The sequence below is a fragment of the Streptomyces cupreus genome, from assembly GCF_014257025.1.
In the GTDB taxonomy this organism is placed as follows: Bacteria; Actinomycetota; Actinomycetes; order Streptomycetales; family Streptomycetaceae; genus Streptomyces; species Streptomyces cupreus.
The window spans coordinates 79481-104605 of sequence record NZ_JACMSF010000003.1; the positions used below are offsets into that span (position 1 = coordinate 79481).

Genomic DNA, 25125 nt, shown 5'->3' on the forward strand with positions numbered 1-25125 from the left:
TCAGAACTGCAGCGCCCAGGCGTCGATGCGCCCGGTGTCCAGGGCCGCGTTGTCGCTGACCCTGAGCTTCCACGTGCCGTTGGCGACCTCGGAGGAGGCGTTCACCGAGTACGTGGTGTTGATGTTGTCCGAACTGCCGCCGGTGCCATAGCCCTTGAGCGTGTACGCCGTGCCGTCGGGGGCGATCAGCTGGACCTGGAGGTCACCGATGTAGGTGTGGACGATGTGCACCTCGACGGCCAGGGCCGAGGGCGCGTTGCCGGACACGCCGGAGACGGTCACCGGGGACTCCACGGTGGAGTTGTCGCTGATTGCGTAGTCACCGGTGTTCTCGAAGCGCGGTCCGGGCGGTGTGGTGGTGCCGCCGCCGACATAGAGCAGCCGGTTGGGCGAGCCGGTGCCGGGGCTGGTGACGACGTTGGGGGTGGCCGCGGTCGTCAGGGCCGAGGAGACCTGCGCGGGTGTGGCCGTCGGGTTCGCGGCCAGGTAGAGCGCGGCCGCGCCGGCCACGTGCGGGGTCGCCATCGACGTACCGGAGATGGTGTTGGTGGCGGAGTCGCTGGTGTTCCACGCCGAGGTGATGGACGAGCCGGGCGCGAACAGGTCGAGGACCGTGCCGTAGTTGGAGTAGCTGGCCTTCGCGTCCGACGAGGTGGTCGCGCCGACCGTGATGGCCTCCGTCACGCGTGCGGGGGACCTGGTCGAGGCGTTCGTGGACTCGTTGCCCGCCGCCACGGCGAAGGTGACGCCGGAGGCGATGGCGTTGCGGACCGCGGTGTCGATCGCGGTGTCCGCCCCGCCGCCGAGCGACATGTTGGCGACGGCCGGCTTGACCGCGTTCTGGGCGACCCAGTCGATACCGGCGACGACCTGCGCGGTCGTACCGGACCCCGAGTTGTTCAGCACCCGGACGCCGACGACCCGCGCCTTCTTGGCGACGCCGTAGGCGGAGCCGGCGACCGTGCCCGCGACATGCGTGCCGTGGCCGTGGCCGTCCTGGGCGGTGTTGTCGTTGTCGACGGCGTCGTAGCCGTAGGAGGCACGGCCGCCGAAGTCGCTGTGGGTGATGCGGACGCCGGTGTCGATGACGTACGCCGTCACGCCCTGCCCGGCCGAGTCCGGGTAGGTGTAGGAGCTGTTGAGCGGGAGGTTGCGCTGGTCGACCCGGTCCAGGCCCCAGGAGGGCGGGCTCGGCTGGGTCGCGGCGATGCTGAAGGTGCGGTTCTGCACGACGGAGGCGACGGCCGGGTCGGCGGCGAACTTCTTCGCCTCGGCCGCGGAGGCCTCGACCGCGTAGCCGTTGAGCGCCTTCTTGTACGTACGCTCGATGTCGGCGCCGTACTTCTTAGCGAGCGCCCGGCCCTCGGCGGAACCGGCGCGGGCCGCCTCCGGCTTCAGGGTCACGATGTAGCTCTCGGCCACGGCGTTCGCCGCGCCGGCGTACTGGACACGGCCCTCTTCGGCGGTCGGGGCGGCGCCGGCGGGGAGGGCGGAGACGAGGCCCGCGGTGAGCACCGCGGAGGCGGCCACGCTGATCGCGGCCAGTCTTCGCCGGGTGGAACGCATCACTGCCATCTGAGGGATCCTCCTCAATCGGTGGTGCGCTGGTGGGGGGTGGTGCAGGCACGCCGGAGCCCGCCCAGAAAAGGCGTGATCATGTCAACTTTGCGTTCCTGTGCGGACTCTGTGCACCAGCCGAAAGATTGAGGCTTCCACAGGAATTGCACAAGGGTCCTGCACGGACGTAACACACGTGCCATATGCCAGACATGACACGCCGTCATCTCGTGCAGGACCCTCGTGCGGGGGCCCGTCAGTCGTCGAACGCGGTCGCCCGGGTGGTCTTCTCCCAGGCGGCGACGTCCTCCCGCACCTGGTCCAGATGACCGAGTACGGCGGTCACCGCGTCGTCCCCGAGCGGCAGCCGCAGCGGGGTCTTCTCGGCCTGCAGCGCGGCCACGATGGCGGCCGCCGCCTTCGCCGGGTCACCCGACTGGGAGCCGTCGCCGCCGGAGACAAAACCGCGGGTCCGGCTCACCTTCGGGTACAGCCCGCTGTCCGGGCTGGCCCCGGCCCGGTCGGCCGCGAACAGCGAGGTGCGGAAGGCACCCGGCTCCACGATCAGCACCTTGATCCCGAACTCGGCGACCTCGTCGGCGAGCCCCTCGGACATGCCCTCCAGCGCGAACTTCGTGCCGCTGTACAGGGAGAAGCCCGCGAAGGACATCTGCCCGCCCATGCTGCTCATCTGCACGATCGCCCCGGACCTGCGCTCCCGCATGTGCGGCAGTACGGCACGGGTGAGGGCGGCGGGCCCGAAGACATGCACGTCGAACAGTTCCCGCAGCTCCTGCTCGGTGGTCTCCTCGAAGGCGCCCACATGGGTGCGGCCCGCGTTGTTGACCAGGACGTCGATCCGCCCGTGCCGGGCAAGGATGTCCCGCACCGCGGCCTCGGCGGCCGAGGTGTCGCCGACGTCAAGACGCAGCGCCTCCACCTGGTCCGGATGTGCGGCCACGAGATCGTCCAGCGCCTCGGTACGCCGTACCGCGCCGACCACCACATCGCCCTCCGCCAGCGCCGCCTCGGCGATCGCCCGCCCGAACCCGCTGCTCGCACCCGTGATCAGCCACACCTTGTTCATCACAGCTCCCCGCGGTCTCGGTAGTCGCATCGGCCTGCGTGAACCAGCTTGCGGGAGTGGTCAGTTGCCCGTCCAAGACCCGCGGTGATAACCGATGGCTATGACGACGGACGTTCATGTGCGCGACCTGCGCTACTTCGTGACGGTGGCGGAAGAACTGCACTTCACCCGCGCGGCCGAGCGGTTGTACGTCTCCCAGCCCGCCCTCAGCAAGCAGGTGCGCGCGCTGGAGCGGCAACTGGGCGTGGTGCTGTTCCACCGGGGACCGCAGGGCGTCACGCTCACCGAGGCCGGGGCGGCCCTGCTCCCGCACGCCCGGCGGGTGCTGGACGCCTGGACGGACGGATCGGCGGCGCTGGAGTCGGCGCGGGCCGCGGCGCGCGGGACGCTGGTGGTGGGGATGAGCACCAGCCCCGGGCGCGGCGGACTGCTGCCCGCGATCCGCTCCCGGTTCACGGCCGACCATCCCGAGACCGGGCTGCGGCTGCGGCTGCGTCAGGTGAGCTGGGACGATCCGACGGCCGGGCTCGCGGACGGCGAGGCCGACGTGGCCTTCGTATGGCTGCCACTGCCCGACGCCGACCGCTACGACTGGGTCGTGGTCGCCGAGGAGCCCCGGCTGGTCGCCCTGCCGGACCACCACCGGCTCGCCGAGCGCGAGGAGATCGGCCTCGCCGAACTCTTCGAGGAGCCGTTCCTCGCGCTGCCCCCGAGCGCCGGGCCGCTGCGGGACCACTGGCTCGCGCTGGACGAACGCGAGGGGCGTCCGCCTCGGATCGGCGCGGAGATCGCGGGGAGCGAGGAGACGTACGAGGCGCTGGTGGCCGGGCTCGGTGTCTGCCTGGTCGCCACCGGGAACGCTCCGCTGATCACGCTGGGCGGGGTGACGACGCGTCCGGTGCGGGGGCTCTCGCCGAGCCGGTACGTGCTGGCGTGGCGGCGGGAGGACGAGCGTCGGGCGGTGGTGCGGGGGTATGCGGAGGCTTGCGCGCGGGTGGTGGGCGGAGGATGAGGTCAGGTCCTTCGGCCTATCTGCCGGCGGATCGTCTCGTCCGTGATCTCCGTGTCCGCGGCCAGCAGGAACGCCTTGCTGAGGATCAGGGAGAGACGGTCGTCCTCGAACGGCAGGAACACCCTGCCGTCGCTCTTCTGGCGGACCGGGACGATGCACAGGTAGGCGCCGTCCGGGTCCATCAGGATGTTGGCCGAGCCGATGTGGATCCGGTACGTCCGCAGATCGCCGCGGACCACCAGGAAGCGGCCGTCGAGCGAGCACCGGTCGGCGATCTTCAGGCGGGGCACGATCCGCTCCAGGACATCGCGGCGTGCGTCGGCGCTCGCCGTCAGCTCGGCGAAGGACGCCCGCTCCCAGTAGGCGCGTTCGGGACCTCGGTCGGTCCACTCGGGGTCCGCGGCGATCGAGGTGACGCCGACGAACAGGTCCACGTCCCGCATCGCCTCGCTGAACACCAGCTCGGGCACCTCGGCGAGCGGCACCTCGCGCCAGTCGCCGTCGGCCCGGCGGTCGAAGCGGACCTGGTCGGTCGCCGCCAGGTCGTCGTCGCCCGCCTGGTCGACCCAGGAGTGGAAGAAGCGGATCCGCCACTCCCCCGCCGCCAGGACCCGATCGGCCTCGGCCTCCTCCCCGGCGTCCCAGGGCCCGAGCCGGTCGCTCGACCAGCCCCGGGCCCTGAACAGCGCGAACATCCTGCGGTAGTGGACGAGATGGGCGGCGAAGCGGTTGGAGTAGACGCCGGTCTCCTCCTCGGCCGGGGTGAGCCGGTAGATCTCGCGGAACGCCTGCTTGAACGGCTGCCGGATGCGCCCTTCGGTGAGCAGGTCCCGCCAGCCCCGGACGGTGTCGGCGTCGGCGCGCAGGGGGTGCCAGAGCCGTACGGAGGCGTCGTCGGGGGCGTCGGGCAGCTCCTCCGCCGCCTCCGGCAGCACCGCCCGCCAGTCGCCGGGCGCGACCTCGATCTCCCAGACCAGCCGACGTACGACGGTCCGGGCGAGCGGATGTCCGGCCAGCTCGGTGCGCCACCAGCCGTAGGGGTGGACCGTGTCCACGGTGAAGCCGCCCTCCAACGCGCGGGCCAGGGTGACGAGTTGGGCGTCCACCCGCTTGACCAGCTCGCGCACCTCCTTGACCAGCGTGGGATGGTCGCGGCGGACCGGCGCCGGGGTGCCGCGCAGCGGGCGTCCGTCCTTCTCCCAGGTCAGCGTGGCGTTTTCGGTGACGGTGACGACGGCCGTGTAGTCGCCGGCCTCCCGGCGCAGGACGCCCTCGTCGTCGAAGTCCAGCCTCGGCAGCCGTAGCGCGACATCGGTGCGCTCGGCCAGTGCCGCCTCGATCTTCTTGATCATCTTGTCCAGTTGCCTGGGCACGCCGGCGTGCCGGACGTTCCTGCGCACAGTGCGGATCACGGTGACCAGCTCGGGCGTGGGGAAGTCCTGGGCGGCGCGGGCCACTTCGTACAGCATGGCCTGCGAGGGGAGTGTCCTTGCGGCCGTGGGGGCGAGGGCCACGCCGGGGAGCAGGCGGTCGAACAGCTCCGGGAGCCAGGGCTCGTCGCGCAGCAGCGCCACGCGCGCGGCCTGCCCGAGGGCGAGGACCTCCCGGTCGGTGAACGCTTTGTCCGAGCGGTAGGGGATCTCGCCCGCGTGGATCGCGTCGGTGCGGGCGGCCGCGGCCTCCAGAGCACGGCGGGTGAAGGCGACGTAGGCGGAGATGGCGGCCGGTCCGCGCCAGGCGTCGGCGGGCGGTCGGGTGCCGAAGGGGTGGTCCCGGTCGATCGCGGCGAGGAGGATCTGCTCGTCCCGGGTGAGGGCGGCGACGACGGCTGTCTCGTCCGCCACGATCGGGCCCGCATCCCGTGAGAGGCGCTCCACGGTCGTACGCAGTGTCTCCTCGCCCGCGAGCCCGGCGACCGCGAGCAGCGCGTACGGCTGGAGCACCTTGTTCTCCGCGAGCCTCGACTCGACCAGCGCTCCGACCGGTTCGGACACGTCGGGCAGCGGGCCTGTGCGGTGCCGTACCGCGTCCAGGCCCAGGGTGAGGTCCGCGAAGACCTCCTTCTCGGTCCGCTCCGCGAGCACCTCGAACAGCCGGCGGCACACCTCGGGTGTGTAGCGCGGCTGCCGTTCGTCGGCCGCCCGCTTGACGGCGGCATGGGCCCGGGCCGCCGGGCGGGTCCAGGTGGTCACGCCGTAGGCCGCGGTGACCAAGGCGCCGAGTTCCTCGTCGGAGATCCGCGCCATGTCGGGCGTCGGGTCCTCGTACGTGGAGTCCGGGTCGGTCAGCGCGTTCATCAGCCGGTCGGCGAGGTTCATCGGGCGTCCCTCTCGTATGAGCCTGCCTGGATCATGGCAGCCGCCACTGACAACGCGGGCCGCCGTGGCCTGCGGACGGTCACTGTCAGTGGGGGCGGCTACGGTGACAGCCACTTGGATCGAGCGGGTCGGCCAGGGGGCCGGGCGGAGGGGAGGGGCTGTGCGGCGCTGGGAGTTTGACGGTGACGGCTCGGCGAAGTTCTGGGAGGCGGAGGCCGAGGGGACGACGGTCACCGTGCGCTACGGCCGGGTCGGGGCGCAGGGGCGTACACAGCCGAAGGAGTTGGGCTCGGCGATGGCGGCCGAGGCGTATCTGGCGAAGGTGATCGCGGAGAAGGAGCGGGAGGGGTATCGGGAGGTGGCGTCCGAGTCCGAGCAGGCGAGGGAACCGGCCGCCGCTCCCGATGAGGACACCTTCGTCATGCCCGCCGCCTGGCGCCGCCAGGTTCACCCGAGGCGTGGCGGGATCGTCCGTACCGTTCCCGCACCGCGTTCCGACACCGAGGAATTGCTGGGACGCCGCCTCAAGGAGGAGGCCGGCTGGATCGAGCAGATGCTCGCCGCGCAGGGGAGCGAGCCACGGATCGTCGAGGCCGCCCGCGCCCATCTGAACGGCAGTCACAGCCCGCTCGGGGCGGCCGCCTTGGCATCGCTGACCATGCACTACCAGCTTCCCGAGGGCGTCTTCGTGGACGCCTGGACCCGTACCCACGGCCTCGCCTTCGCCGCGCGGGCGGTCGTGGAGTACTTCGACATCGAGGCCCACTGGATGCAGCACGGCCACCAGCGGCAGGATCCCCTGATCCGCTTCCGCCCCGGGACCCTCTCCGCGGACGGTCACTGGTCCCGTCCCTTCGCCGACCGGCTGCGCGCCCTGCTGACCGTGGCCGACGAGGACACCTACCGGCAGAGCGTCGCCGTACTGGCCAAGTGCCGGGACAGTGCGCGTCGCCGGATCGTCGTGTCGTACGTCGTGCCCAGCGAGCGCGACTGGGTCGACGAGGCCTGTGCGGACGCGGACCAGGTCGACGCGACCCTGCGGGCCATGCTGCTGTGCTCGGTGAACTCCCGGGAGCAACTGGACCGCTTCGGGAGCTCCTTCGACCTCGGCTGGGGCGACTGGACGATGTCACTGGTCGCCACGCTCGCCGAGGGAGTCGGCGAGCGCATCGCGCCCGTGCTGGAGCGGGGCATCGAGGTGGCGTACGGCTCCGACCGGGTGCGGGCCTTCGCGAGCGCCCTGGTGGAGCTGCCGACGGACGATGCCTTCCGGGTGCTGCTGGCCCGCGTCGACGACAAGAACGTACGGCCGTATCTGATGGAGGCGATGCGGCGCCGGCCCGTCCGCGCCCTGCGTCTGATGGGCGCGGCGGCGATCGGCACGGCCAAGAACGCCACGATGGTGGGGCAGTTGCTGGCCGCGCACATCCAGGCGCACGCCGATCTTACGGCGGCGGTGCTGCCCGAACTCCCCGCGCGCGTCGCCGAGTACGTCGAACCGCGCCTCGCCTTCCGGGACCGGGTGGCCGAGGCTTCGGCGGAGGCCTTGCCCGCGCTGCTGGTCAGCCCGCCGTGGGCCAAGGAGCGCAAGGCCGCCAAGGCGCGCGTGGCGGCCGAGGCGCCCCTCGCCCCGGAGCCGCGGGTCGTCTGGCAGCCCGATGAGCAGCAGGCGTGGGCCGGGGTCACCTCCTGGTACTCCACCTGGCGGGGCAAGTACGAGTGGAAGGAGGAGATCAAGACCCTGCAGAACGGCGGGCAGTTGTCGGACGTCCGCGAGGCCCGGCTGTTCGTCACCGGCCCCGAGGACGTGGTCCGTCCGCTGCTGGCCCATGCCGCTCCCGAGGACTACTGGGACGGCGAGGCCGCGCTGAAGCCGGTGGCCGCGCGGTTCGGGGTGGATGCCCTGCCGCTGATGCTGCGCGCCGCGACCCGGCACCCCGCCACCCTGAGCATGCTGGTCATGCCGTATCTGAGCGTCGAGGTCGCCGGTCTGGTCAGCGACTGGCTGGCCCGGCTGAAGTCCGCCGACGCCTTGGCCCGCGCCTGGCTGAAGCGGCACGGTCTCGCCACCGTCCCGTATCTGCTTCCGCACGCGGTGGGGAAGGCCGGCCAGGCCCGGCGGGGTGCCGAGCGGGCGCTACGGCTGCTGGCGGACGCCCATGGCCGCGAGGCCGTGCTGTCAGCGGTCGCCGAATCCGGCCAGGAGGCGGCAGGCATCGTCTTCGAGGCGCTGGACGCCGATCCGCTGGAGAGCGCCCTGCCTACGCGGATGCCGGCCGTCGGCGCCTGGGCCGAGCCCGCGCTGCTGCCGCAGATCCGGCTCAAGGAGGGCGGCGCCCTGCCCGCCGACGCGGTCCGCAACGCCCTCACCGTCCTCGCGCTGTCCAAGCCCGGCGATGTCTATCCCGGCCTCGACGTGCTGACCGAGCACTGCACCGCCGACTCGCTCGCCGCCTTCTCCTGGGGCCTGTTCGAGCAGTGGCGGCTGGCCGGTATGCCGCCGAAGGAGAGCTGGGCGCTGCACGCGCTGGGCTGGCTCGGCGACGACGAGGTCGTACGGCGGCTCACTCCCGTGGTGCGCGCCTGGCCCGGTGAGAGCGCGCATCACCGCGCGGTGGAGGGGCTGAACGTCCTCGCGACGATCGGCAGCGACGTGGCGCTGCTGCATCTGCACGGCATCGCCCAGCGGGTGCCGTTCAAGGCGCTGAAGACGCGCGCCCAGGAGAAGATCGCCGAGGTCGCCGAGGGACTCGGGCTGACCGGCGAGCAGTTGGGCGACCGGCTCGTGCCCGACTTCGGCCTGGACGCGGGCGGCAGCACGGTCATCGACTACGGCCCACGGCAGTTCACGGTCGGCTTCGACGAGCTGCTGCGCCCGTACGTCCGCGACGCCGACGGCAAGCACCGCAAGGCCCTGCCCGCCCCCGCCGCCAAGGACGACCCGGAGCTGGCCCCGGCCGAGCGCAAGCGGTTCGCCGCGCTGAAGAAGGACGTGCGCACCGTCGCCTCCGACCAGGTACGGCGCCTTGAGGCGGCCATGGTGTCGCAACGCTCCTGGACGGCCGGGGAGTTCCGGGAGCTGTTCGTCGCCCATCCGCTGGTGTGGCATCTGGTCCGGCGACTGGTCTGGCTCAGTGAGGCCGACGGCGAGGTGACGGCTTTCCGGGTCGCGGAGGACCGTACGTTCGCCGACGTCGAGGGCGACGAGCTGACGCTGCCCGAGGAGGCGAGCGTCCGGCTGGCCCATCCGCTGAACCTGGGCGAGGAACTGGGTGCCTGGGCGGAGCTGTTCGCCGATTACGAGATCCTCCAGCCCTTCCCGCAGCTGGGCCGTGCCGTGCACGCCCTCACCGAGGAGGAGGCCGCGGACCACCGGCTGGCCCGCTTCGAGGGCGCCACCGTGCCGGTCGGCAAGCTGCTCGGGCTGACCAAGCGCGGCTGGGAGCGGGGCACCCCGCAGGACGCGGGCGTGGAGCGCTGGTTCCACCGGCGGATCGACGAGGGCCGGTATCTCGTCATCGACCTCGATCCCGGTATCGCCGTCGGCGCCGTCGACATGCTCGGCGACCAGACCTTCCACGCCGTATGGCTGAACACGACCCCCGACGACTACTGGCGCAACCGGAAGAACGACCTCAGCTTCGCCGGGCTCGACCCGATCATCGCCTCCGAGCTGCTCGCCGACCTCACCGAGGTGACCGCGAAGTGACCGTCACCAGGGAACACGAGGAGCAGCTCCAGCTCGGTGACCCTGGCGACCAACCACGGCCTGATGCTCGTAGGCGAACCGATCCACCTGCTGACGAGCCAGGAGCTACACCGCGGCCCTGCGTGAACGGCGGTTGCGCCACCAGGTGAGCAGCCACAGGACGTTGATTCCGCCGAGGACGATCAGCACCGCGGCCGAGTCGGCGTTGCCCGCGAGGCCGTGCCCCGGACCGAGGCCCCGGACCGCGCGGACCAGCAGAGCGATGTCGACGGGAAGGGTGACGGCGGCCATGAAGGCCAGACAGGTCGCCGTACCGACCACGAGGACGACGCTGTAGAGGCGGACGGCCCGGCGTTCGTGCGGGGGCAGACGGGTGCTCGGGTCAGGGGCCTCGGCGCGGCGGGGCGAGCGCACCGCCCGCCGGAACACGTACCGCGCGTAGGCGAGGCCGTCGCCGTACAGGTCCCGGCAGCCGGTGAGTTCCTGGAGGACGAAGTACAGGTCGGTCCTGGTGAACACCATGCACTGGAAGGGCAGCGGCATCAGGGCCAGCAGCAGGGCCGCGGCCAGCAGTCGGTGGGTCGTCGTCCCGGTGTCCGTCAGGGGCAGGGTCAGGATCAGGGCCGATGCCACGGACAGGTTGAGGGCGATGCCGGACAGATAGGCCGTCAGCCGATGGCGGCGGGGCGCGAGTTCGATGCCGCTGATGTCGGTCTGCATGACGAGGAACTGGAGCCGGGTGCCGAGCCGCATCCTCCCCGGCACGCCCGCGGCGCGCGCGGTGACCAGGTGCGCCAGCTCATGGGCCAGCAGCAGCGTCCATCCGGCCGCCGCCCCGGTGAGCAGGACCAGGCTGCCGTGCGGGCTCCACAGCAGGTCGCGATAGCCGGGCAGCAGGTCGGGACGGCGGAACAGCACGACCACGGCGGCCGCGAGCAGCACTGTGACGAGCACGGGCAGCGCCGGATGCAGGGCGAGGCGGACCTGGTGGGGGCGCAGCCACGGCAGTGTCGCGCGAGGCGGCTCGGTGTCCGGGACCGGGCAGTCCCCGATCCGCGCCACGAACCCGAGGGCGGCCAGGTCCCTGACGAAGTCCGTGATCTCGAACTCCTCGCCGGTCTCCTCCCGCAGCCTCTCCTCGGTGCGGGCCACGCTCAGCCCCTCGCCGAGGAGTTCCACCGCGCGAGCCCCGGCCGCCGGCAGGGCGACGAAGGTGCGGGTGGCCATGCGGCCCACGATCCACTCGTGCCGGTCCCGCCGTACCGCGAGGTCGTGCAACTGGACCCGGGTCGACGGCTCGATGCGGGGCCGGTCCTCGGCCGTGGTCTCCGTCACGGTAGGTCCTCCGGGCCCGGGTTCACCGCCGGTTCCGCTCGGCAGGCGGGGCAGTCGGGCCGTCGCTGCGAGCGCTGCATGACCGGGTCGCCGGGCACCATGAGGTTGAGGCCGAAGCGGCATCCGGGGTCGATCCGCGGAACGCCGCACAGCAGCATGAGGGCGGCGTGGGCGAGCAGGCTGCCGGACAGGCCCGCGGTCACGGCGTTGACCGGGTTCCACGGCATGCGGGGCGAGGCGACGTCCTCGTCCTGGCCGGGCGCGAGCCGCAGGTCGCGGCGCTCGATCTCGGCGCTGCGCAGACACTCCCAGCACGCGCCCCGGCCGGGTGTGAAGACACCGACGCTCACCAGGGGGCCGCGGTAGCCGGCTTCGGCCCATGACGTGCCCAGGGACAGGCAGACCTGGTTGGCCCAGCGGCGGACGGCGGCGGGGCGGTCGGCGGCCAGCAGGAGCACGTCGTACGCCGATCCGGCACCGGAGCCGCAGGTCAGCAGGTCCTCAAGATCCGCAGGGCCGCGTACCTCGCGGCGCTCGCCGGTGACCGTCGTGTGAGGGTTCAGGGCGCGCAACGCCGTCAGCGCCGCGTCGATCTTGGGCGTACCGAGGTCCGCCTCGCGGTACAGGGTCTGCCGGTTGAGGTTGGACAGCTCCACGACGTCCGGTTCGACGCAGTGCAGTCGCCCCACTCCGGAGGCCACCAGGTCCCGGGCGGCGGCTCCGCCGGTACCGCCGACTCCGATCAGCAGGGCCCGGGCGCGGCGCAGTCGCAACTGCGGTTCCCAGGGGTTCTCCCTCGGCTGGAGGTCCATCCAGCGCAGCAGGGTCATGCCCCTGCTGTACCGCTCGCGTTCGCGCTCGGACAGTTCTTCGGGGAGCGCGGCGCCGGCGTCCTCGACGTAGCCGGCCGCGGTGAGGTCCGTGATCGCCTGGGCGATGTCGGGGGCGGGCAGCCGCAGTTCCGGGTGCCGACGGGACACCTCGGCGACGATGTCGGCGGCGCTGCGCGTGCCGTCCATGGCCTCGACCAGCGTCCACACCCAGCCGTCGGGATCCTTGACCTCGGCCCCGATGCCGTGGACGACGCTGCCGATCCTCAGGTGGCCGTCGACCGTACGGTACGCCCGGTGCTCCGGCTTGATCCGGGGCCGCCGCATCGTGTGCACCGTCACTTTCGCGCCAATCTCTTCATCCCCAACTGCCCCGGAATCAACGGACATTGACAACAGTGACCCGACCGACGAACTCTTGCAAGAGCACGACAGATCACGCACGCCACAGCCACCACAGGGAGGACAGGGCATGCCGAACAAGATCGAGATCCGTCCGCTGGACAAGAAAGAGACCACCGGCGACAGCGGTGGCAACGGCGGCTCCTGACCGGACGCCAGTGATGGACCGCTACCTCACGGTCGCGGACGTCACCGAGTCGGCGCGGCGGCTGGTCTCCCGGTTCCCCGGGACCGGCCGCCTGCGCCGGATCGGGACCTCCCGCGCGGGCCGTCCGATCCTGATGCTGTCCGTGGGACACGGGCCGCGGCACGTCCTGGTGGTCGCCCGGCCGCATCCCGACGAGCCGGTCGGCGGCGCGACCGCGCTCGCGCTGGCGGAGCGGGTGGCACGCGGGGAGCAGCTGTCCCCCGCGACCGACCCCGCCCTCGTCACCTGGGACATCGTGCTGTGCCTCGACCCGGACGGCGCCGCGCTGAGCGAGGGGATCACGGAGGCGACGGCCGGGCCCGAACCCACCCTGGAGGGCTACTACGGCAGCGCCTTCCGCCCGGTCGCGGCGGAGCAGCCGGAGTGGGCACCGATCGTCTCGCGGCAACTGCCCGAAAGCCAGGCGCTGTTCGACGTGATCGAGGAACTCCGGCCGTTCCTCCAGTGCTCCCTGCACAGCGTCGAAGCGGGCGGCAGCTGGGTCCAGTTGACCCGCGCCCTTCCCGAACTCGCCCCGCCCTTCCAGAGGTCCGCCGGCGCGCTGGGCGTTCCGGTCCAGCACGGCACGTACGACGCCCTGTACTGGGACAATCCCAGCCCCGGGATCCACGTACTGCCCCCGCCGGACAGCACCGACCGCCTGGCCGCCGGGTCCGAGAACATCGGGCTGTCCACCTGGTGCGCGCCGATGCGGTACGGCGGCGTCACGGCGATCGTCGAAGTGCCCATGTGGGCGACCGACCTGGCCGACGACCGGTCCCCCCATCCGGGGGCCGCGGACGCGCTGCGCGAGCTGTCCGGGCTGGTCCGCGACGGCGGACGGCAGGTGACCGCCGTACTCGACAAGGCGCGCCGATTTCTTCCACCGGCCGAGGAGAACGCGCTCGGACGCGTGCTGGAGTGGATGGCCGACGACCTCTACGACCTGGTCGCCGAATCCTGGGAACCGCTCGCGAGGCAGGCGGCCGAAGCCTCACTGACGAGGGCCCAGGTCTGCTCCCTGGATGTAGTGGCCCGCCGCCAACCGCTGCGCGCGGCAGGTCTTCTGCTACGACTGCTGCGCGCGGCGGACGACGACACGGCCCCGGCGCTCCACCGCGAGCTGCACGAACTGTTCGCCGCCTGGTGCACGGACTTCGAGAAGGCCCTGCGACTTCGCTGGGTGCCGGTGCGCGACCAGGTGGAACACCAGGCCCGTACGGTGGTGGCCGCCGCCGACAGCGCGCTGAACGTCGTTCAGTTCTGACAGTGCGGGCACCAGACCGTGCGGCGTCCCGCGATGCGAGTCGACCGCATGGAAGTGCCGCAGCGGGGGCACACCGGCTCGCTGTCGTCCCTGCGCCCGGTGAGCCAGGAGCGTCGGGGCGGCACACACCCGTCACGCACGGAGGTCGCGAGGACACGGCCCATCGCCGCGTGGATGCGCCGAAGGGTCTTCTCGCTCAGGCTCCGCGTCGATGTCCGAGGGGCGACGCGAGCCCGCCAGAGGATCTCGTCGCACAGCAGGTTTCCGAGGCCCGCGACGACGGACTGGTCCATCAGCGCACTCTTGACGGCACCCCGTCGCCCCGACAGCAGTTCCAGGAACTCGTCCCGGTCCACGGCCAGGGCGTCCGGGCCCAGACCCTCCAGAATCCGGTCGACATCAGCGCTGTCGGCCAGCCGCACGCCCTGCAGTTTGCGTTGATCGCGGTAACACAGAAGCCGTTCTCCGCCGAGCGTCAGCACGATGCGATCATGCGCCTCAATTGGTTCCTCCTGGTCACAGCACCGCAGGGATCCCGTCATCCCGAAATGAAAGACAAGCGTGGGCCCATCGCCCGTCGGCACGAAGAGCCATTTCCCATGCCGCCACGCCTTCCCAAGACGCCTGCCCTCCAGCTCCTTCCGCAGCCGCTCCTCGGAGACACCTCTGAGAACTCCGGCATCCCGTACGTCGACATCGGTGACGGACCGGCGTCCACGGCAGGTCAGCAGGACCTGCCGGAACCCTTCGACGTCAGGAAGCTCGGGCATGGTTTACGTCAGCGCCGGTAGAGCCCCACGAGCGTGCCGCTGGACAGCTCCCGTTTCTCGACGGCCTCGTGCACCTGGTCGGCGCGGGGCTCGTCGGGGAGGACACAGGGCTCCGACAGGGCGTACAGGCGGAAGACGTAATGGTGCGGCTCGTCTCCCGGGGGCGGGTGCGGTCCGCCCCAGCCACGCTCGCCGTAGCCGTTGACCAGCTCGGTGCCGCCGGGTGGGCACTGCCCCGCGTTGACGCCTTCGCTGCGGGGGTCGATGCCGACCACGATCCAGTGCGCGAAGGTGCCCGACGGAGCGTCGGGGTCTTCGCACAGCAGCACCAGCTCGGCCGCGTCGTCCGGTGAGCCGCTCCAGGTCAGCGGAGGGGACACGTTGTCCCCCTCGTACGCGTACCGGCGCGCGATGAAGCCATGATCCTTGAACTCACTGCTGCTGAGGTCGATGCCAGCCATATGCCCCGGAGTACCCGTTCCCGCGGTCTACGCACATCCCTGCGAGATGATCACAGCGGCCAAGCGGTCAGCAAATCGCCGGGGCCGTAGGCGGCATCGAGGCCCGGACAGTCGACTCCGCTGCGCGAGACCGCCACGACGGGAACAGGTTCGTGGGTGAGGGCAGCGCGGTGGCGGTGGAGAGCTGCCAGGTCGTGCCGGTCGAAAGGCGACTGCTCCAGCCACTTGATGGAGCCGACAAAGAGCAGCTCCTTGGCAATCGGGGCGCGATCCGCCCCGACGATATCGATCTCGACGTCGTTGGTGCGGGTCCAGTAGCCGCCCACTGCGGGGGCCGCGGGCAGCCGGTCATCGGGCAGTATCCGCGCCAGGGCCTCACGGACAAGGGGCTCGACGGCCCGGCCGCGCCAGCTGGTCCAGTTCTCCCGGATGCGCGCCAGGGTCAGATCGCCCCGCCCCCGCTCGATCTCCTCCATGGACGGGCCGAGCAGATGCAGCCAAAACCGCAGGTAGGGATCTGTCACCCGGTAGCGACGATCCTTCGACGGGCGCAGCGATACAGGCAGCTCCCCAGCGGCGATCCGTTTGTCCGTAAGCAGCTCCAGAGCTCGCTGCAGCGGCGTGGCGCCGATCCCACCGGCTGCACGGGCGATGTTGGTGAAGGTCCGCTCGCCACTTCCGATGGCCGCCAGCACCGTACGCGCCTGGGCTTGCGGAGGGAATTCGGCAGCCAGCGAGCGCTCGGCCGACACCAGCAGGGCCGAAACGGGGTCGCTCAGCGCCTCGCCGAGGAAGTCCCACAGCCCTGCGCCGCTTGGCCACTCCGCGCAGATCAGCGGCAGCCCGCCGGTGATCAGTGCAGCGTCGAAGGCTTCCGCCGGATCCAGCCCAAGCATCTGCCCCACCTCGGCGGGGTTGAGCGGTCCCAGCACCATCTCCCGGCCGCGCTGATGGAAAGGTCGTCCGTAGCTGTTCAGTGCCTCCATCATCGACAGATCGGAGCCGATGAGGACCAGCAGCACCGGCTTGGTCTCCAGCACCCGATCCCAGGCCCGCTGCAGCATCCCCTCGAAGGTGCCAGCGGTGTCCATCAGGTACGGCACTTCATCGATGACCAGCACGCTCGCCCGGTCGGCGGGCAGCGCCGCAGCCAGCACGTCGAACGCGGCATCCCAGCTCTCCGGCCGCGCGGCGGCCACCAGACCCGCCAACGGCAGCGTCGACGCTTGGGCGTCCCGGGCCAGCCGTGCCAGATCATCCCTGGGGGACGCACCAGTCGCCGCGTAGAACAGGAACGGGGCTCCGGAGCGCTCCGCAAACCGCTCGACCAGTCGCGACTTGCCCACTCGGCGCCGCCCGCGCAACATCACGCACCGACCGGGCCGCTCCCCGCCAACCCCTGCCGCCACCTTCTGCAGCTCTCGCTCCAGCGTCGCCAGCTCCTGCCTACGGCCTACGAAATCCACCACTTCTGCCGACCTCCGCCCATGACACTAACGACGATGTTACTAACATTGACATTAGTAAGCCGGTCGTGCCAAGCAGGGGGCCAGGTCGGCATCACCGTGCCCGCCAGGAGGAAGCCAGGGGTTTCCCAGCACCATCCCGGCACGGGAAAAACCCAGGGGTCCGACGCCGAGCAGTCGAACCCCTTCTGATCTGCATGTTTGCCAGATCAGCGATGTGGTGACATCACCCGCTACACGTTGAAGCGGAACTCCACGACATCCCCGTCCTGCATGACGTACTCCTTGCCCTCCATGCGCGCCTTCCCCTTCGCGCGGGCCTCCGCTACCGAACCCGTTTCCACCAGGTCGGCGAAGGAGATGACCTCCGCCTTGATGAAGCCCTTCTGGAAGTCGGTGTGGATCACGCCTGCCGCCTCGGGGGCCGTCGCGCCCTTCTTGATGGTCCAGGCGCGGGATTCCTTGGGGCCGGCCGTGAGGTAGGTCTGCAGGCCCAGGGTGTTGAAGCCGACGCGGGCGAGGGTGGCGAGGCCGGGCTCCTCGGCGCCGACCGACTCCAGCAGCTCCATCGCGTCCTCCTCGTCCAGCTCGGCGAGGTCCGCCTCCAGCTTGGCGTTGAGGAAGATCGCCTCGGCGGGGGCGACCAGGGCGCGCTGCTCCTCCTTGAACGCGTCGTCGGTCAGCTCGTCCTCGTCGACGTTGAAGACGTAGAGGAAGGGCTTGGTGGTGAGGAGGTGCAGGTCGTGCAGGAGTTCCTCGTTGCCGGAGCCCTGGACGATGCCCGCCGAGAAGAGCGTGTCGCCCTTCTCCAGGATCTCCTTCGCCGCCTCGACCGCGGCAACCTTCGGCGCGACGTCCTTCTTGATCCGCGACTCCTTCTGGAGCCGGGGCAGGACCTTCTCGATGGTCTGCAGGTCGGCGAGGATCAGCTCGGTGTTGATCGTCTCGATGTCGTCCTTGGGCGAGACCTTGCCGTCGACATGGACGACGTTCTCGTCCTTGAAGGCACGGATGACCTGGCAGATCGCGTCGGACTCGCGGATGTTCGCGAGGAACTTGTTGCCCAGGCCCTCGCCCTCGGAGGCGCCGCGCACGATGCCCGCGATGTCGACGAAGTCGACGGTCGCCGGGAGCATGCGCTGGGAGCCGAAGATCTCGGCCAGCTTGGCAAGACGGGGGTCGGGGACGCCCACGACACCGACGTTGGGCTCGATCGTGGCGAACGGGTAGTTGGCCGCCAGCACGTCGTTCTTGGTCAGGGCGTTGAACAGGGTCGACTTGCCGACATTCGGCAGACCGACGATTCCGATCGTGAGCGACACGTTGCGACTTCCCGTACGTGAGAGGAGGACTGGAGGCTGGTGGGGCCGATCCACCAGTCTACGGCGTGACCCGCCCGGCACCGGCTGCGTATCGAACGCTTGGCCAAGGTCCGCCCCTCGGCGTGTCTGAGGGGCGATTGGACACATAAGCAGACCTAAGTTGGTCCAGTGGAGCAACACAGGACGCGCCCAGCACAGTTCGGGCAGCAGAACGGCACGCGACATGGCACCCCGCCCCTGCCCCCGCAGGCCAGGGGCAGCGGCCGCGGTGCCCAGGCGCGGACCGGCGGCCCCCGCCGTCCCCCCGCCGCCGTACGGCGCCCGCCGCCCCCGGTGGTGCAGACGGTCCGCCGGATGCCGAACCCCCGGCTCACCGGCCTTGGCGTCGGCCTGTTCTGCATGGCGCTGATGATCACGCTCGGCGGCCTGGACGCCCTGTTGTTCGGGTCGTCGCTCACGGTCTACGGCGTGCTGTTCCTGCCGGTGTGCGTACTGACCGCGGCCTGGGTGCGCAGGGCGGACCTGGTGACCGCGGTCATCGTCGTACCGATCGCCTTCGCCCTGGGTCTGGTACCGGTCGCCGACGCCGGTGACGGGATCGGGGACCGGCTGATGGGCCTCTTCACGGCGCTGGCCACGCAGGCCGGATGGCTGTACGGCGGGACTCTCGTCACCGGCGTGATCGTGACCGTACGCAAGGTGCGCCAGATGCGCCGCAAGGTGGCCCGCGGCCGACCGCCGGTGTGACCTACTCCTTCGCCGCCCGCATCGCCGCCCCCACGATGCCGGCGTTGTTCTGCAACTGGGCCGGGACGATATCCGCCTTGATGCCCTCGATGTAGTGCAGAAACTTCTGCGACTTACGGCTGACCCCGCCGCCGATGATGAACAGCTCCGGCGAGAACAGCATCTCCACATGGGCGAGGTACCTCTGGACGCGATGCGCCCAGTGCTCCCACGTCAGCTCGCCGTCCTCCTTGGCCTTGCTGGAGGCCCGCTTCTCCGCGTCATGGCCGTGCAGCTCCAGATGGCCCAGCTCGGTGTTGGGCACCAGGGCGCCGTCCACGAACAGGGCGCTGCCGATGCCGGTGCCGAAGGTCAGCAGGATGACGGTGCCCGCGCGGTCCCGCCCCGCGCCGAAGGCCACCTCGGCGACGCCCGCGGCGTCCGCGTCGTTGACCACCGTCACCGGCAGGCCGCCGAGGCGCTCGCTGAACAACGCGCGCGCGTCGGTGTCGATCCAGCTCTTGTCGACATTGGCCGCCGTGCGGATGGTCGCCCCGCCGGTCACCACGCCGGGGAAGGTCAGCCCGACCGGTCCCGTCCAGCCGAAGTGGTCGACGACCTGCTTGACGCCGTCGGCCACCGCGTCCGGCGTCGCCGGTTGCGGGGTGAGCACCTTGAGGCGCTCCTCCGCCAGGGCGCCCCTGTCGAGGTCCACAGGGGCGCCCTTGATACCGGAACCGCCGATGTCCAAACCGAAGATCTGCATGGCTCTACGTTACGACGGACGACTGACAGTCACTCCTGGGCGGTGCCGGTGCGCTCCGCGATCAGCGCCGCGGCTTCCTCGCGCAGATCCCGGCGCAGTTCCTTCGGCAGCGAGAAGGTGATCGACTCCTCGGCCGCCTTCACCAGCTCGACATCGCCGTAGCCGCGCTGGGCGAGCCACTCCAGGACCTCCTCGACGAGGACCTCGGGGACGGAGGCGCCGGAGGTGACGCCGACCGTGGTGACGCCCTCCAGCCAGGCCTCGTCGATCTCGCTCGCGAAGTCCACCAGGTAGGCCTCGCGGGAGCCCGCGAGCTTGGCGACCTCGACCAGCCGCTTGGAGTTGGAGGAGTTGCGCGAGCCGACCACGATGACCAGCTCGGCCTCGGCGCCCATCTGCTTCACGGCGAGCTGGCGGTTCTGCGTGGCGTAGCAGATGTCGTCGCTCGGCGGGGAGATGAGCTGCGGGAACTTCTCCTGGAGGGCGTCGACGGTCTCCATGGTCTCGTCGACGGACAGCGTGGTCTGCGAGAGCCAGACGACCTTGGAGGGGTCGCGGACCTCGACCTTGGCGACGTCCTCGGGGCCGTCGACGAGCTGGATGTGGTCGGGGGCCTCGCCGGAGGTGCCGATGACCTCCTCGTGGCCCTCGTGGCCGATCAGGAGGATGTCGTAGTCGTCGTTCGCGAAGCGGACGGCTTCCTTGTGGACCTTGGTGACGAGCGGGCAGGTGGCGTCGATGGTGGCGAGCTTCCCGCGCGCGGCCTCTTCGTGGACGACGGGGGCGACGCCGTGCGCCGAGAACATCACGATGTTCCCGGGCGGCACCTCCTCGGTCCGCTCGACGAAGACGGCGCCCTTCTTCTCCAGGGTCTGCACGACGTACTTGTTGTGCACGATCTCGTGCCGGACGTAGACCGGGGCCCCATACTGCTCCAGGGCTTTCTCGACGGCGATCACGGCGCGGTCCACACCCGCGCAGTAGCCACGGGGGGCGGCGAGCAGGACACGGCGGCCAGGCGAAGCAGTCATGCGTCCCATCGTAAGGCCGCGCTCGGCGGGTCGAAGATCGCGTCGTGGATGACGGTTCTCGACACTTGCGGCATGTCCGACATTGGTACGGCGTCCGCTACGACCGACGCGGACCACCACCGTCTGCGGCGCAGCCGGCCCCGCTCGGCGCCGTCCTCGGCATGTGCCGGTGCCGGCGGCCGGCGCGGCGATCATGATCGCCTGCGGCGGGGGGCCGTCCAGAGCAGGAGCGCCGCTCCCTCGACGACGCCAGGACCTGCCCGTCGCGGTGCACTTCGCCGCCGTCCTCGCGGGGACGGTTCGATGTCGGTGCCTGCGGTTACGCTCACCGGCATGGCTGCAAACACGTCCGCGGAATCCCCGCTGCCCGTCGGTGAGGTGTCGCGGCTCATCGGGGGGTGGATCGACCGGCTCGGGGCGGTGTGGGTCGAGGGACAGATCACCCAGCTCTCCCGGCGGCCGGGCGCCGGGGTGGTGTTCCTGACGCTGCGTGATCCGTCGTACGACATCTCCGTGAGCGTCACCTGTTATCGGCAGGTCTTCGACGCCGTGGCGGACGTGGTGAGCGAGGGCGCGCGGGTCGTCGTACTGGCGAAGCCCGAGTGGTACGCCCCGCGCGGGCAGTTGTCGCTGCGGGCCGCCGAGATAAGGCCGGTCGGGGTCGGCGAGTTGCTCGCGCGTCTTGAGCAGTTGAAGAAGGCGCTGGCGGGCGAGGGGCTTTTCGCGCCGGAGCGCAAGAAGCCGCTGCCGTTCCTGCCGCAGCTCATCGGGCTGGTGTGCGGCCGGGCCTCCGCCGCCGAGCGGGACGTCCTGGAGAACGCCCGGCACCGGTGGCCCGCCGTCCGCTTCGAGGTGCGCAATGTCGCCGTGCAGGGTGTGCACGCGGTCCCGCAGGTCGTGCAGGCGGTGAAGGAGCTCGACGAGATCGACGACGTCGACGTGATCATCGTGGCGCGGGGTGGCGGCAGCGTGGAGGATCTGCTGCCGTTCTCCGACGAGCAGTTGGTGCGGACGGTCGCCGCGTGCCGTACGCCGGTCGTGTCCGCGATCGGGCACGAACCCGACAACCCCCTCCTGGACCACGTCGCCGACCTGCGCGCCTCCACGCCGACCGACGCCGCCAAGAAGGTCGTACCGGACGTGGGCGAGGAGTACGAGCGGGTGCGGATGCTCCAGGGTCGTGCCCGGCGGTGTGTCGAGGCCTTCGTCGACCGGGAGGAGCGCGGGCTGGCCCAGGCGCTCGCCCGGCCGTCGATACAGGATCCGCACCGGATGATCGACGAGCGCGCCGACCATGTCGCCTCGCTGCTGGACCGGGGCCGGCGCACCCTCCGCCACCTCCTCGACCGCGCCGACTCGGAGCTCACGCACACGCACGCGCGCGTGGTGGCCCTCTCCCCGGCGGCAACCCTGAAGCGGGGCTACGCCGTGCTCCAGAAGGCCGACGGGCATGTCGTCCGGGACCCGGGGGAGGTCGGCGGCGACGAGGTGCTGCGGGCGCGGGTCTCCGAGGGTGAGTTCACTGTCAGAGTCGATGCTTAGGGTGAGTGCATGACCAGCAAGGTGGATGAGGCGCTCGGGTACGAGCAGGCGCGGGACGAGCTGATCGAGGTCGTACGGCGGCTGGAGGCGGGCGGTACGACGCTGGAGGAGTCCCTGGCGCTGTGGGAGCGCGGGGAGGAGCTAGCCAAGGTGTGCCGACGCTGGCTGGACGGCGCACGGGCCCGGCTGGACGCGGCGCTGGCCGAGGAGGCGGCGGAGGAAGAGGCCGAGGGCGAGAAGTAGCCCGGCCTCCGGCGGTGATCCTGTGAAGCGGATCACGCCACCCCAGTTTTGATTGAACATTGAACTTCACACTCATATAGTTGACGTGTCAGCTGATCCGGCGCCCGGATCCGACGTACACCCCCGAGAAGGTTCACGCATGTCTCTCGCTCTTGACCCCGCCGCCCAGGACCTGCTGTTCCGCGAGGCCCGCACCGCGAACACCTTCACCGACGAGCCGGTGACCGACGAACAGGTCCAGGCGATCTACGACCTGGTCAAGTACGGCCCGACCGCCTTCAACCAGTCGCCGCTGCGCGTCACCCTGGTCCGCTCCGCCGAGGCCCGGGAGCGTCTGGTGCAGCACATGGCCGAGGGCAACCAGGCCAAGACCGCCACCGCCCCGCTGGTCGCGATCCTCTCCGCGGACAACGAGTTCCACGAGGAGCTGCCGCAGCTCTTCCCGCACTTCCCGCAGGCCAAGGACGTCTTCTTCGCCGAGCGCCCGGCCCGCGAGGGCGCCGCCGCGCTGAATGCCTCCCTCCAGGCCGCGTACTTCATCATCGGCGTCCGCGCCGCCGGCCTCGCCGCAGGCCCGATGACCGGCGTGGACTTCGAGGGCGTCCGCAAGGAGTTCCTGGACGACGACCACACCCCGCTGATGGTGGTCAACATCGGCAAGCCGGGTCCGGACGCCTGGTTCCCGCGCTCCCCGCGCCTGTCGTACGACGAGGTCATCACGACCGTCTGAGCCTCAGGACAACCGTCTGAGCCTCAAGACATGAGGAAGGCCCCCGGCATCGAGCCGGGGGCCTTCCTCATGCGTGCGCCGCCGGACCTACTTCGTCTTCAGCGCGCCCGCCATCTCCGCCAGCTGCTCGAACGAGCCCGTGCCCGCCACGACCGTCGTCGAGCCGTCCGCCTTCAGCACGAGCGCGTCGTAACGGCCGCCGGTGTAGCGGGTCCACGTCCTGCCGTCGATCTCCTGGGTGGCCTTCGTCGCGTGGGCACCCCGGGTGGCCTCGTCGATGAACGCCTTCGGCTTCTGAGCCGACTGCTCGATCTGGACGTACTCACCGTCGGGCGCGTGGTAGCCGAGGTGCCAGGCGTCGCCCTGGTCGCCCTGGAACCGCACCGAGGTCGCCTTCCACTCCTTGGCCAGGCCCTCGGGGGCGGCCACGGGGTACGACGCCGCGCGGCGGGCGGTGAGCAGCTCGACGCGGTAGTCGACGCGCGGGAGGTCCGGAGCGGACTCATCGTGCGGGATGAAGAGGTATACGACCCCTGCCGCGAGAATGGTCACCCCGAGCGAGAGGACCATGTTGCGGACCGACTTCTGCTTAGCGTTCGTACCTGCCACGTCCCCTATCGTCGCAGGTGCCCCGGTCCGCTCATCCGTGGGGCCCCCTGCTCATTTTGTCGGCCTGAGGATAGAGTCATGGCCATTACCCTCATCCGGCCGTCGTCGTATCAGAAAGGTGCGCTCCGATGACCGAACATCATCACCTGCCCTCCGAGCTCGATGTCCCCTCCGAGGCCCCCGACCGCAACCTCGCCCTGGAGCTCGTCCGGGTGACCGAAGCAGCCGCGATGGCCGCGGGCCGCTGGGTCGGGCGCGGCGACAAGAACGGCGCCGACGGTGCCGCGGTGCGCGCCATGCGGACCCTCGTCTCCACCGTGTCGATGAACGGCGTTGTCGTCATCGGCGAGGGCGAGAAGGACGAGGCGCCGATGCTCTTCAACGGGGAGCGCGTCGGTGACGGCACCGGACCCGAGGTGGACATCGCCGTCGACCCGATCGACGGCACCACGCTGACCGCCAAGGGCATGCCGAACGCGATCGCCGTCCTCGCGGCCACCGAGCGCGGGGCGATGTTCGACCCGTCCGCCGTGTTCTACATGGACAAGCTGGTCACCGGGCCCGAGGCCGCCGACTTCGTCGACATCAACGCGCCGGTGTCGGTGAACATCCGCCGGGTCGCCAAGGCGAAGCGGTCCACGCCGGAGGACGTCACCGTCGTCATCCTCGACCGGCCCCGGCACGAGGGGATCATCAAGGAGATCCGGGACGCCGGAGCGCGCATCAAGCTGATCTCCGACGGTGACGTCGCGGGTTCGATCTACGCGCTGCGCGAGGGCACCGGCGTCGACATGCTCCTCGGTATCGGCGGTACGCCGGAGGGCATCATCTCCGCCTGTGCCGTGAAGTGTCTCGGCGGCACGATCCAGGGCAAGCTGTGGCCGAAGGACGACGAGGAGCGGCAGCGGGCGATCGACGCCGGGCACGACCTCGACCGGGTGCTGACGACCGAGGACCTGGTCCGCGGGGAGAACGTGTTCTTCGTCGCGACCGGGATCACCGACGGTGAGCTGCTGCGGGGTGTGCGGTACCGGTCGGACTCCGCCGTCACCGAGTCGATCGTGATGCGGTCCAAGTCCGGGACCGTTCGGCGGATCGACTCCGAGCACCGGCTGAGCAAGCTGCGGGCCTACAGCGCGATCGACTTCGACCGGGCCAAGTAGCCACCTGTCCGGCCGATCGGCCGCCAAAGGAGTGGGGCGCCCCCGGTGCGGAGGGGGCGCCCTTTTCCTTGCCTTCTTCTGCTCAACCCGCCTGCGCTATGCGCCCCGCCGCCCTCGCCGCCTTCTTCAGCTCCAGGTCCCGGCGCCTGCGGCGGGCCAGGACCACTCGGCGTTCCGCCGCGGTGAGGCCGCCCCAGACTCCGTAGGGCTCGGGCTGGAGGAGGGCGTGCTCGCGGCATTCGACCATGACCGGGCAGCGTGCGCAGACCCGCTTGGCCGCCTCCTCGCGGGAGAGCCGGGCCGCGGTGGGCTCCTTGGAAGGGGCGAAGAACAGGCCGGCCTCGTCGCGCCGGCACACCGCCTCGGTGTGCCAAGGCGCGTCTTGGTCCCTGTCTCGCACTGGCACCCGCTGGGCCGGAACGGCAGCTACCTGCAGGGACGAATGCGGCGGTTGCAGCACGGTCTACTCCTGACGACGGCTTCGCGAGCGAGAGACGATGCAGCAAGGTCTACCCGTTGTACGCGAGCCTATGCAGTCAGTTCCGAACCGCTGGATTCCGGGGGCTCCTGCGCGCCCGGATGAGCGGACTGG

At 70.9% G+C, this 25125-nt stretch carries 21 protein-coding genes and 1 pseudogene; 8 read left to right on the plus strand and 14 right to left on the minus strand.

All coding sequences use genetic code 11. The features are described from left to right. Together H4N64_RS03735 and H4N64_RS03740 are read right to left on the minus strand one after the other, a co-directional pair. A complete protein-coding gene (locus H4N64_RS03735) occupies nt 1-1575 on the minus strand; it encodes a S8 family peptidase (RefSeq protein ID WP_186280634.1) in 1575 nt (524 codons plus the stop codon). Nucleotides 1576-1813: 238 nt separating this feature from the next. Continuing rightward, entirely contained in the window at nt 1814-2644 is an 831-nt protein-coding gene (locus H4N64_RS03740) for an oxidoreductase (RefSeq protein ID WP_186280635.1), read from the minus strand. A 94-nt stretch (nt 2645-2738) separates the two neighbouring features. On the opposite strand from H4N64_RS03740, the gene H4N64_RS03745 reads away from it, so the two are divergent. Further along, nucleotides 2739-3656 (plus strand): LysR family transcriptional regulator, encoded by a 918-nt coding sequence (locus H4N64_RS03745; protein WP_186280636.1) that lies wholly within the window; start codon nt 2739-2741, stop codon nt 3654-3656. A gap of 2 nt (nt 3657-3658) precedes the next feature. Here the strand turns inward: H4N64_RS03745 and H4N64_RS03750 are convergent, their stop codons facing one another. Then, nucleotides 3659-5974 carry a DUF4132 domain-containing protein gene (locus tag H4N64_RS03750; protein WP_186280637.1) on the minus strand — a complete coding sequence of 772 codons (2316 nt, stop codon included), beginning with the start codon at nt 5972-5974 and terminating at the stop codon, nt 3659-3661. A gap of 160 nt (nt 5975-6134) precedes the next feature. Here H4N64_RS03750 and H4N64_RS03755 point away from each other — a divergent pair, with 160 nt between their 5' ends. After that, nucleotides 6135-9683 (plus strand): DUF4132 domain-containing protein, encoded by a 3549-nt coding sequence (locus H4N64_RS03755; RefSeq protein WP_222108499.1) that lies wholly within the window; start codon nt 6135-6137, stop codon nt 9681-9683. A 105-nt stretch (nt 9684-9788) separates the two neighbouring features. On the opposite strand, the gene H4N64_RS03760 is transcribed toward H4N64_RS03755, so the two are convergent. Both H4N64_RS03760 and H4N64_RS03765 read right to left on the minus strand, forming a co-directional pair. Further along, complete coding sequence (locus H4N64_RS03760) at nt 9789-11018, minus strand: hypothetical protein (protein ID WP_186280639.1); 1230 nt, start codon at nt 11016-11018, stop codon at nt 9789-9791. Continuing rightward, nucleotides 11015-12175, minus strand: a complete 1161-nt coding sequence (locus H4N64_RS03765; RefSeq protein ID WP_186280640.1) for a HesA/MoeB/ThiF family protein — start codon at nt 12173-12175, stop codon at nt 11015-11017. Before H4N64_RS03765 ends, H4N64_RS03760 begins: the two co-directional genes overlap by 4 nt. A 236-nt stretch (nt 12176-12411) precedes the next feature. On the opposite strand from H4N64_RS03765, the gene H4N64_RS03770 reads away from it, so the two are divergent. After that, nucleotides 12412-13704 carry a M14 family zinc carboxypeptidase gene (locus tag H4N64_RS03770; protein WP_186280641.1) on the plus strand — a complete coding sequence of 431 codons (1293 nt, stop codon included), beginning with the start codon at nt 12412-12414 and terminating at the stop codon, nt 13702-13704. On the opposite strand, the gene H4N64_RS46300 is transcribed toward H4N64_RS03770, so the two are convergent. The 5 genes and pseudogenes from H4N64_RS46300 to ychF all read right to left on the minus strand — a co-directional run bounded on the left by H4N64_RS46300 (nt 13695) and on the right by ychF (nt 17723). After that, nucleotides 13695-14126, minus strand: coding sequence for a zinc finger domain-containing protein (locus H4N64_RS46300; protein WP_336246633.1), 432 nt, complete (start codon nt 14124-14126; stop codon nt 13695-13697). The genes H4N64_RS03770 and H4N64_RS46300 overlap by 10 nt on opposite strands. A gap of 63 nt (nt 14127-14189) precedes the next feature. Beyond that, nucleotides 14190-14474: pseudogene (locus H4N64_RS46305) on the minus strand (DNA-formamidopyrimidine glycosylase family protein); the annotation flags it as partial. An 8-nt stretch (nt 14475-14482) separates the two neighbouring features. After that, entirely contained in the window at nt 14483-14935 is a 453-nt protein-coding gene (locus H4N64_RS03780) for a YbhB/YbcL family Raf kinase inhibitor-like protein (RefSeq protein WP_186280643.1), read from the minus strand. A 50-nt stretch (nt 14936-14985) separates the two neighbouring features. Next, the gene (locus tag H4N64_RS03785; RefSeq protein WP_186280644.1) at nt 14986-16404 is read right to left on the minus strand and encodes a DUF234 domain-containing protein; all 1419 of its coding nucleotides are present in this window, start codon (nt 16402-16404) and stop codon (nt 14986-14988) included. Nucleotides 16405-16634: 230 nt separating this feature from the next. Then, nucleotides 16635-17723: a redox-regulated ATPase YchF gene (ychF, locus tag H4N64_RS03790; protein ID WP_186280645.1), complete on the minus strand. Its 1089-nt coding sequence runs from the start codon at nt 17721-17723 to the stop codon at nt 16635-16637. 168 nt (nt 17724-17891) lie between these two features. On the opposite strand from ychF, the gene H4N64_RS03795 reads away from it, so the two are divergent. Then, nucleotides 17892-18470 carry a DUF6542 domain-containing protein gene (locus H4N64_RS03795; protein WP_186280646.1) on the plus strand — a complete coding sequence of 193 codons (579 nt, stop codon included), beginning with the start codon at nt 17892-17894 and terminating at the stop codon, nt 18468-18470. 1 nt (nt 18471) lies between these two features. Here the strand turns inward: H4N64_RS03795 and ppgK are convergent, their stop codons facing one another. Together ppgK and H4N64_RS03805 are read right to left on the minus strand one after the other, a co-directional pair. Next, nucleotides 18472-19215 carry a polyphosphate--glucose phosphotransferase gene (gene ppgK, locus H4N64_RS03800; protein ID WP_186280647.1) on the minus strand — a complete coding sequence of 248 codons (744 nt, stop codon included), beginning with the start codon at nt 19213-19215 and terminating at the stop codon, nt 18472-18474. Between the two features lie 29 nt (nt 19216-19244). Beyond that, the gene (locus H4N64_RS03805; RefSeq protein WP_186280648.1) at nt 19245-20255 is read right to left on the minus strand and encodes a 4-hydroxy-3-methylbut-2-enyl diphosphate reductase; all 1011 of its coding nucleotides are present in this window, start codon (nt 20253-20255) and stop codon (nt 19245-19247) included. Nucleotides 20256-20579: 324 nt separating this feature from the next. Here H4N64_RS03805 and xseA point away from each other — a divergent pair, with 324 nt between their 5' ends. From xseA to H4N64_RS03820, 3 genes are all read left to right on the plus strand, one after another. Next, on the plus strand, nt 20580-21788 hold the full coding sequence (gene xseA, locus H4N64_RS03810; RefSeq protein WP_186280649.1) for an exodeoxyribonuclease VII large subunit: 1209 nt from the start codon (nt 20580-20582) through the stop codon (nt 21786-21788). 9 nt (nt 21789-21797) lie between these two features. Beyond that, nucleotides 21798-22031 (plus strand): exodeoxyribonuclease VII small subunit, encoded by a 234-nt coding sequence (locus H4N64_RS03815; protein ID WP_186280650.1) that lies wholly within the window; start codon nt 21798-21800, stop codon nt 22029-22031. A 139-nt stretch (nt 22032-22170) separates the two neighbouring features. Then, on the plus strand, nt 22171-22761 hold the full coding sequence (locus tag H4N64_RS03820) for a malonic semialdehyde reductase (RefSeq protein ID WP_186280651.1): 591 nt from the start codon (nt 22171-22173) through the stop codon (nt 22759-22761). A gap of 87 nt (nt 22762-22848) precedes the next feature. Here the strand turns inward: H4N64_RS03820 and H4N64_RS03825 are convergent, their stop codons facing one another. Then, the gene (locus H4N64_RS03825) at nt 22849-23370 is read right to left on the minus strand and encodes a DUF4245 family protein (RefSeq protein WP_186280652.1); all 522 of its coding nucleotides are present in this window, start codon (nt 23368-23370) and stop codon (nt 22849-22851) included. 128 nt (nt 23371-23498) lie between these two features. Here H4N64_RS03825 and glpX point away from each other — a divergent pair, with 128 nt between their 5' ends. Beyond that, nucleotides 23499-24533 carry a class II fructose-bisphosphatase gene (gene glpX / locus H4N64_RS03830; protein ID WP_186280653.1) on the plus strand — a complete coding sequence of 345 codons (1035 nt, stop codon included), beginning with the start codon at nt 23499-23501 and terminating at the stop codon, nt 24531-24533. An 82-nt stretch (nt 24534-24615) separates the two neighbouring features. On the opposite strand, the gene H4N64_RS03835 is transcribed toward glpX, so the two are convergent. After that, complete coding sequence (locus tag H4N64_RS03835; protein ID WP_186280654.1) at nt 24616-24993, minus strand: WhiB family transcriptional regulator; 378 nt, start codon at nt 24991-24993, stop codon at nt 24616-24618. Between the last annotated feature and the right edge of the window lie 132 nt (nt 24994-25125).

Excerpts from the sequence above, each read along its gene's own strand:
- xseA (WP_186280649.1), top strand. The coding sequence starts at position 20,580 with ATGGCTGCAAACACGTCCGCGGAATCCCCGCTGCCCGTCGGTGAGGTG.
- H4N64_RS03745 (WP_186280636.1), top strand. The coding sequence starts at position 2,739 with ATGGCTATGACGACGGACGTTCATGTGCGCGACCTGCGCTACTTCGTG.
- H4N64_RS03735 (WP_186280634.1), bottom strand. The coding sequence starts at position 1,575 with ATGGCAGTGATGCGTTCCACCCGGCGAAGACTGGCCGCGATCAGCGTG.
- ppgK (WP_186280647.1), bottom strand. The coding sequence starts at position 19,215 with ATGCAGATCTTCGGTTTGGACATCGGCGGTTCCGGTATCAAGGGCGCC.
- H4N64_RS03820 (WP_186280651.1), top strand. The coding sequence starts at position 22,171 with ATGTCTCTCGCTCTTGACCCCGCCGCCCAGGACCTGCTGTTCCGCGAG.
- H4N64_RS03805 (WP_186280648.1), bottom strand. The coding sequence starts at position 20,255 with ATGGGACGCATGACTGCTTCGCCTGGCCGCCGTGTCCTGCTCGCCGCC.
- H4N64_RS03770 (WP_186280641.1), top strand. The coding sequence starts at position 12,412 with ATGGACCGCTACCTCACGGTCGCGGACGTCACCGAGTCGGCGCGGCGG.
- glpX (WP_186280653.1), top strand. The coding sequence starts at position 23,499 with ATGACCGAACATCATCACCTGCCCTCCGAGCTCGATGTCCCCTCCGAG.
- H4N64_RS03780 (WP_186280643.1), bottom strand. The coding sequence starts at position 14,935 with ATGGCTGGCATCGACCTCAGCAGCAGTGAGTTCAAGGATCATGGCTTC.
- H4N64_RS03740 (WP_186280635.1), bottom strand. The coding sequence starts at position 2,644 with ATGAACAAGGTGTGGCTGATCACGGGTGCGAGCAGCGGGTTCGGGCGG.
- H4N64_RS03750 (WP_186280637.1), bottom strand. The coding sequence starts at position 5,974 with ATGAACCTCGCCGACCGGCTGATGAACGCGCTGACCGACCCGGACTCC.
- H4N64_RS03765 (WP_186280640.1), bottom strand. The coding sequence starts at position 12,175 with ATGCGGCGGCCCCGGATCAAGCCGGAGCACCGGGCGTACCGTACGGTC.
- H4N64_RS03815 (WP_186280650.1), top strand. The coding sequence starts at position 21,798 with ATGACCAGCAAGGTGGATGAGGCGCTCGGGTACGAGCAGGCGCGGGAC.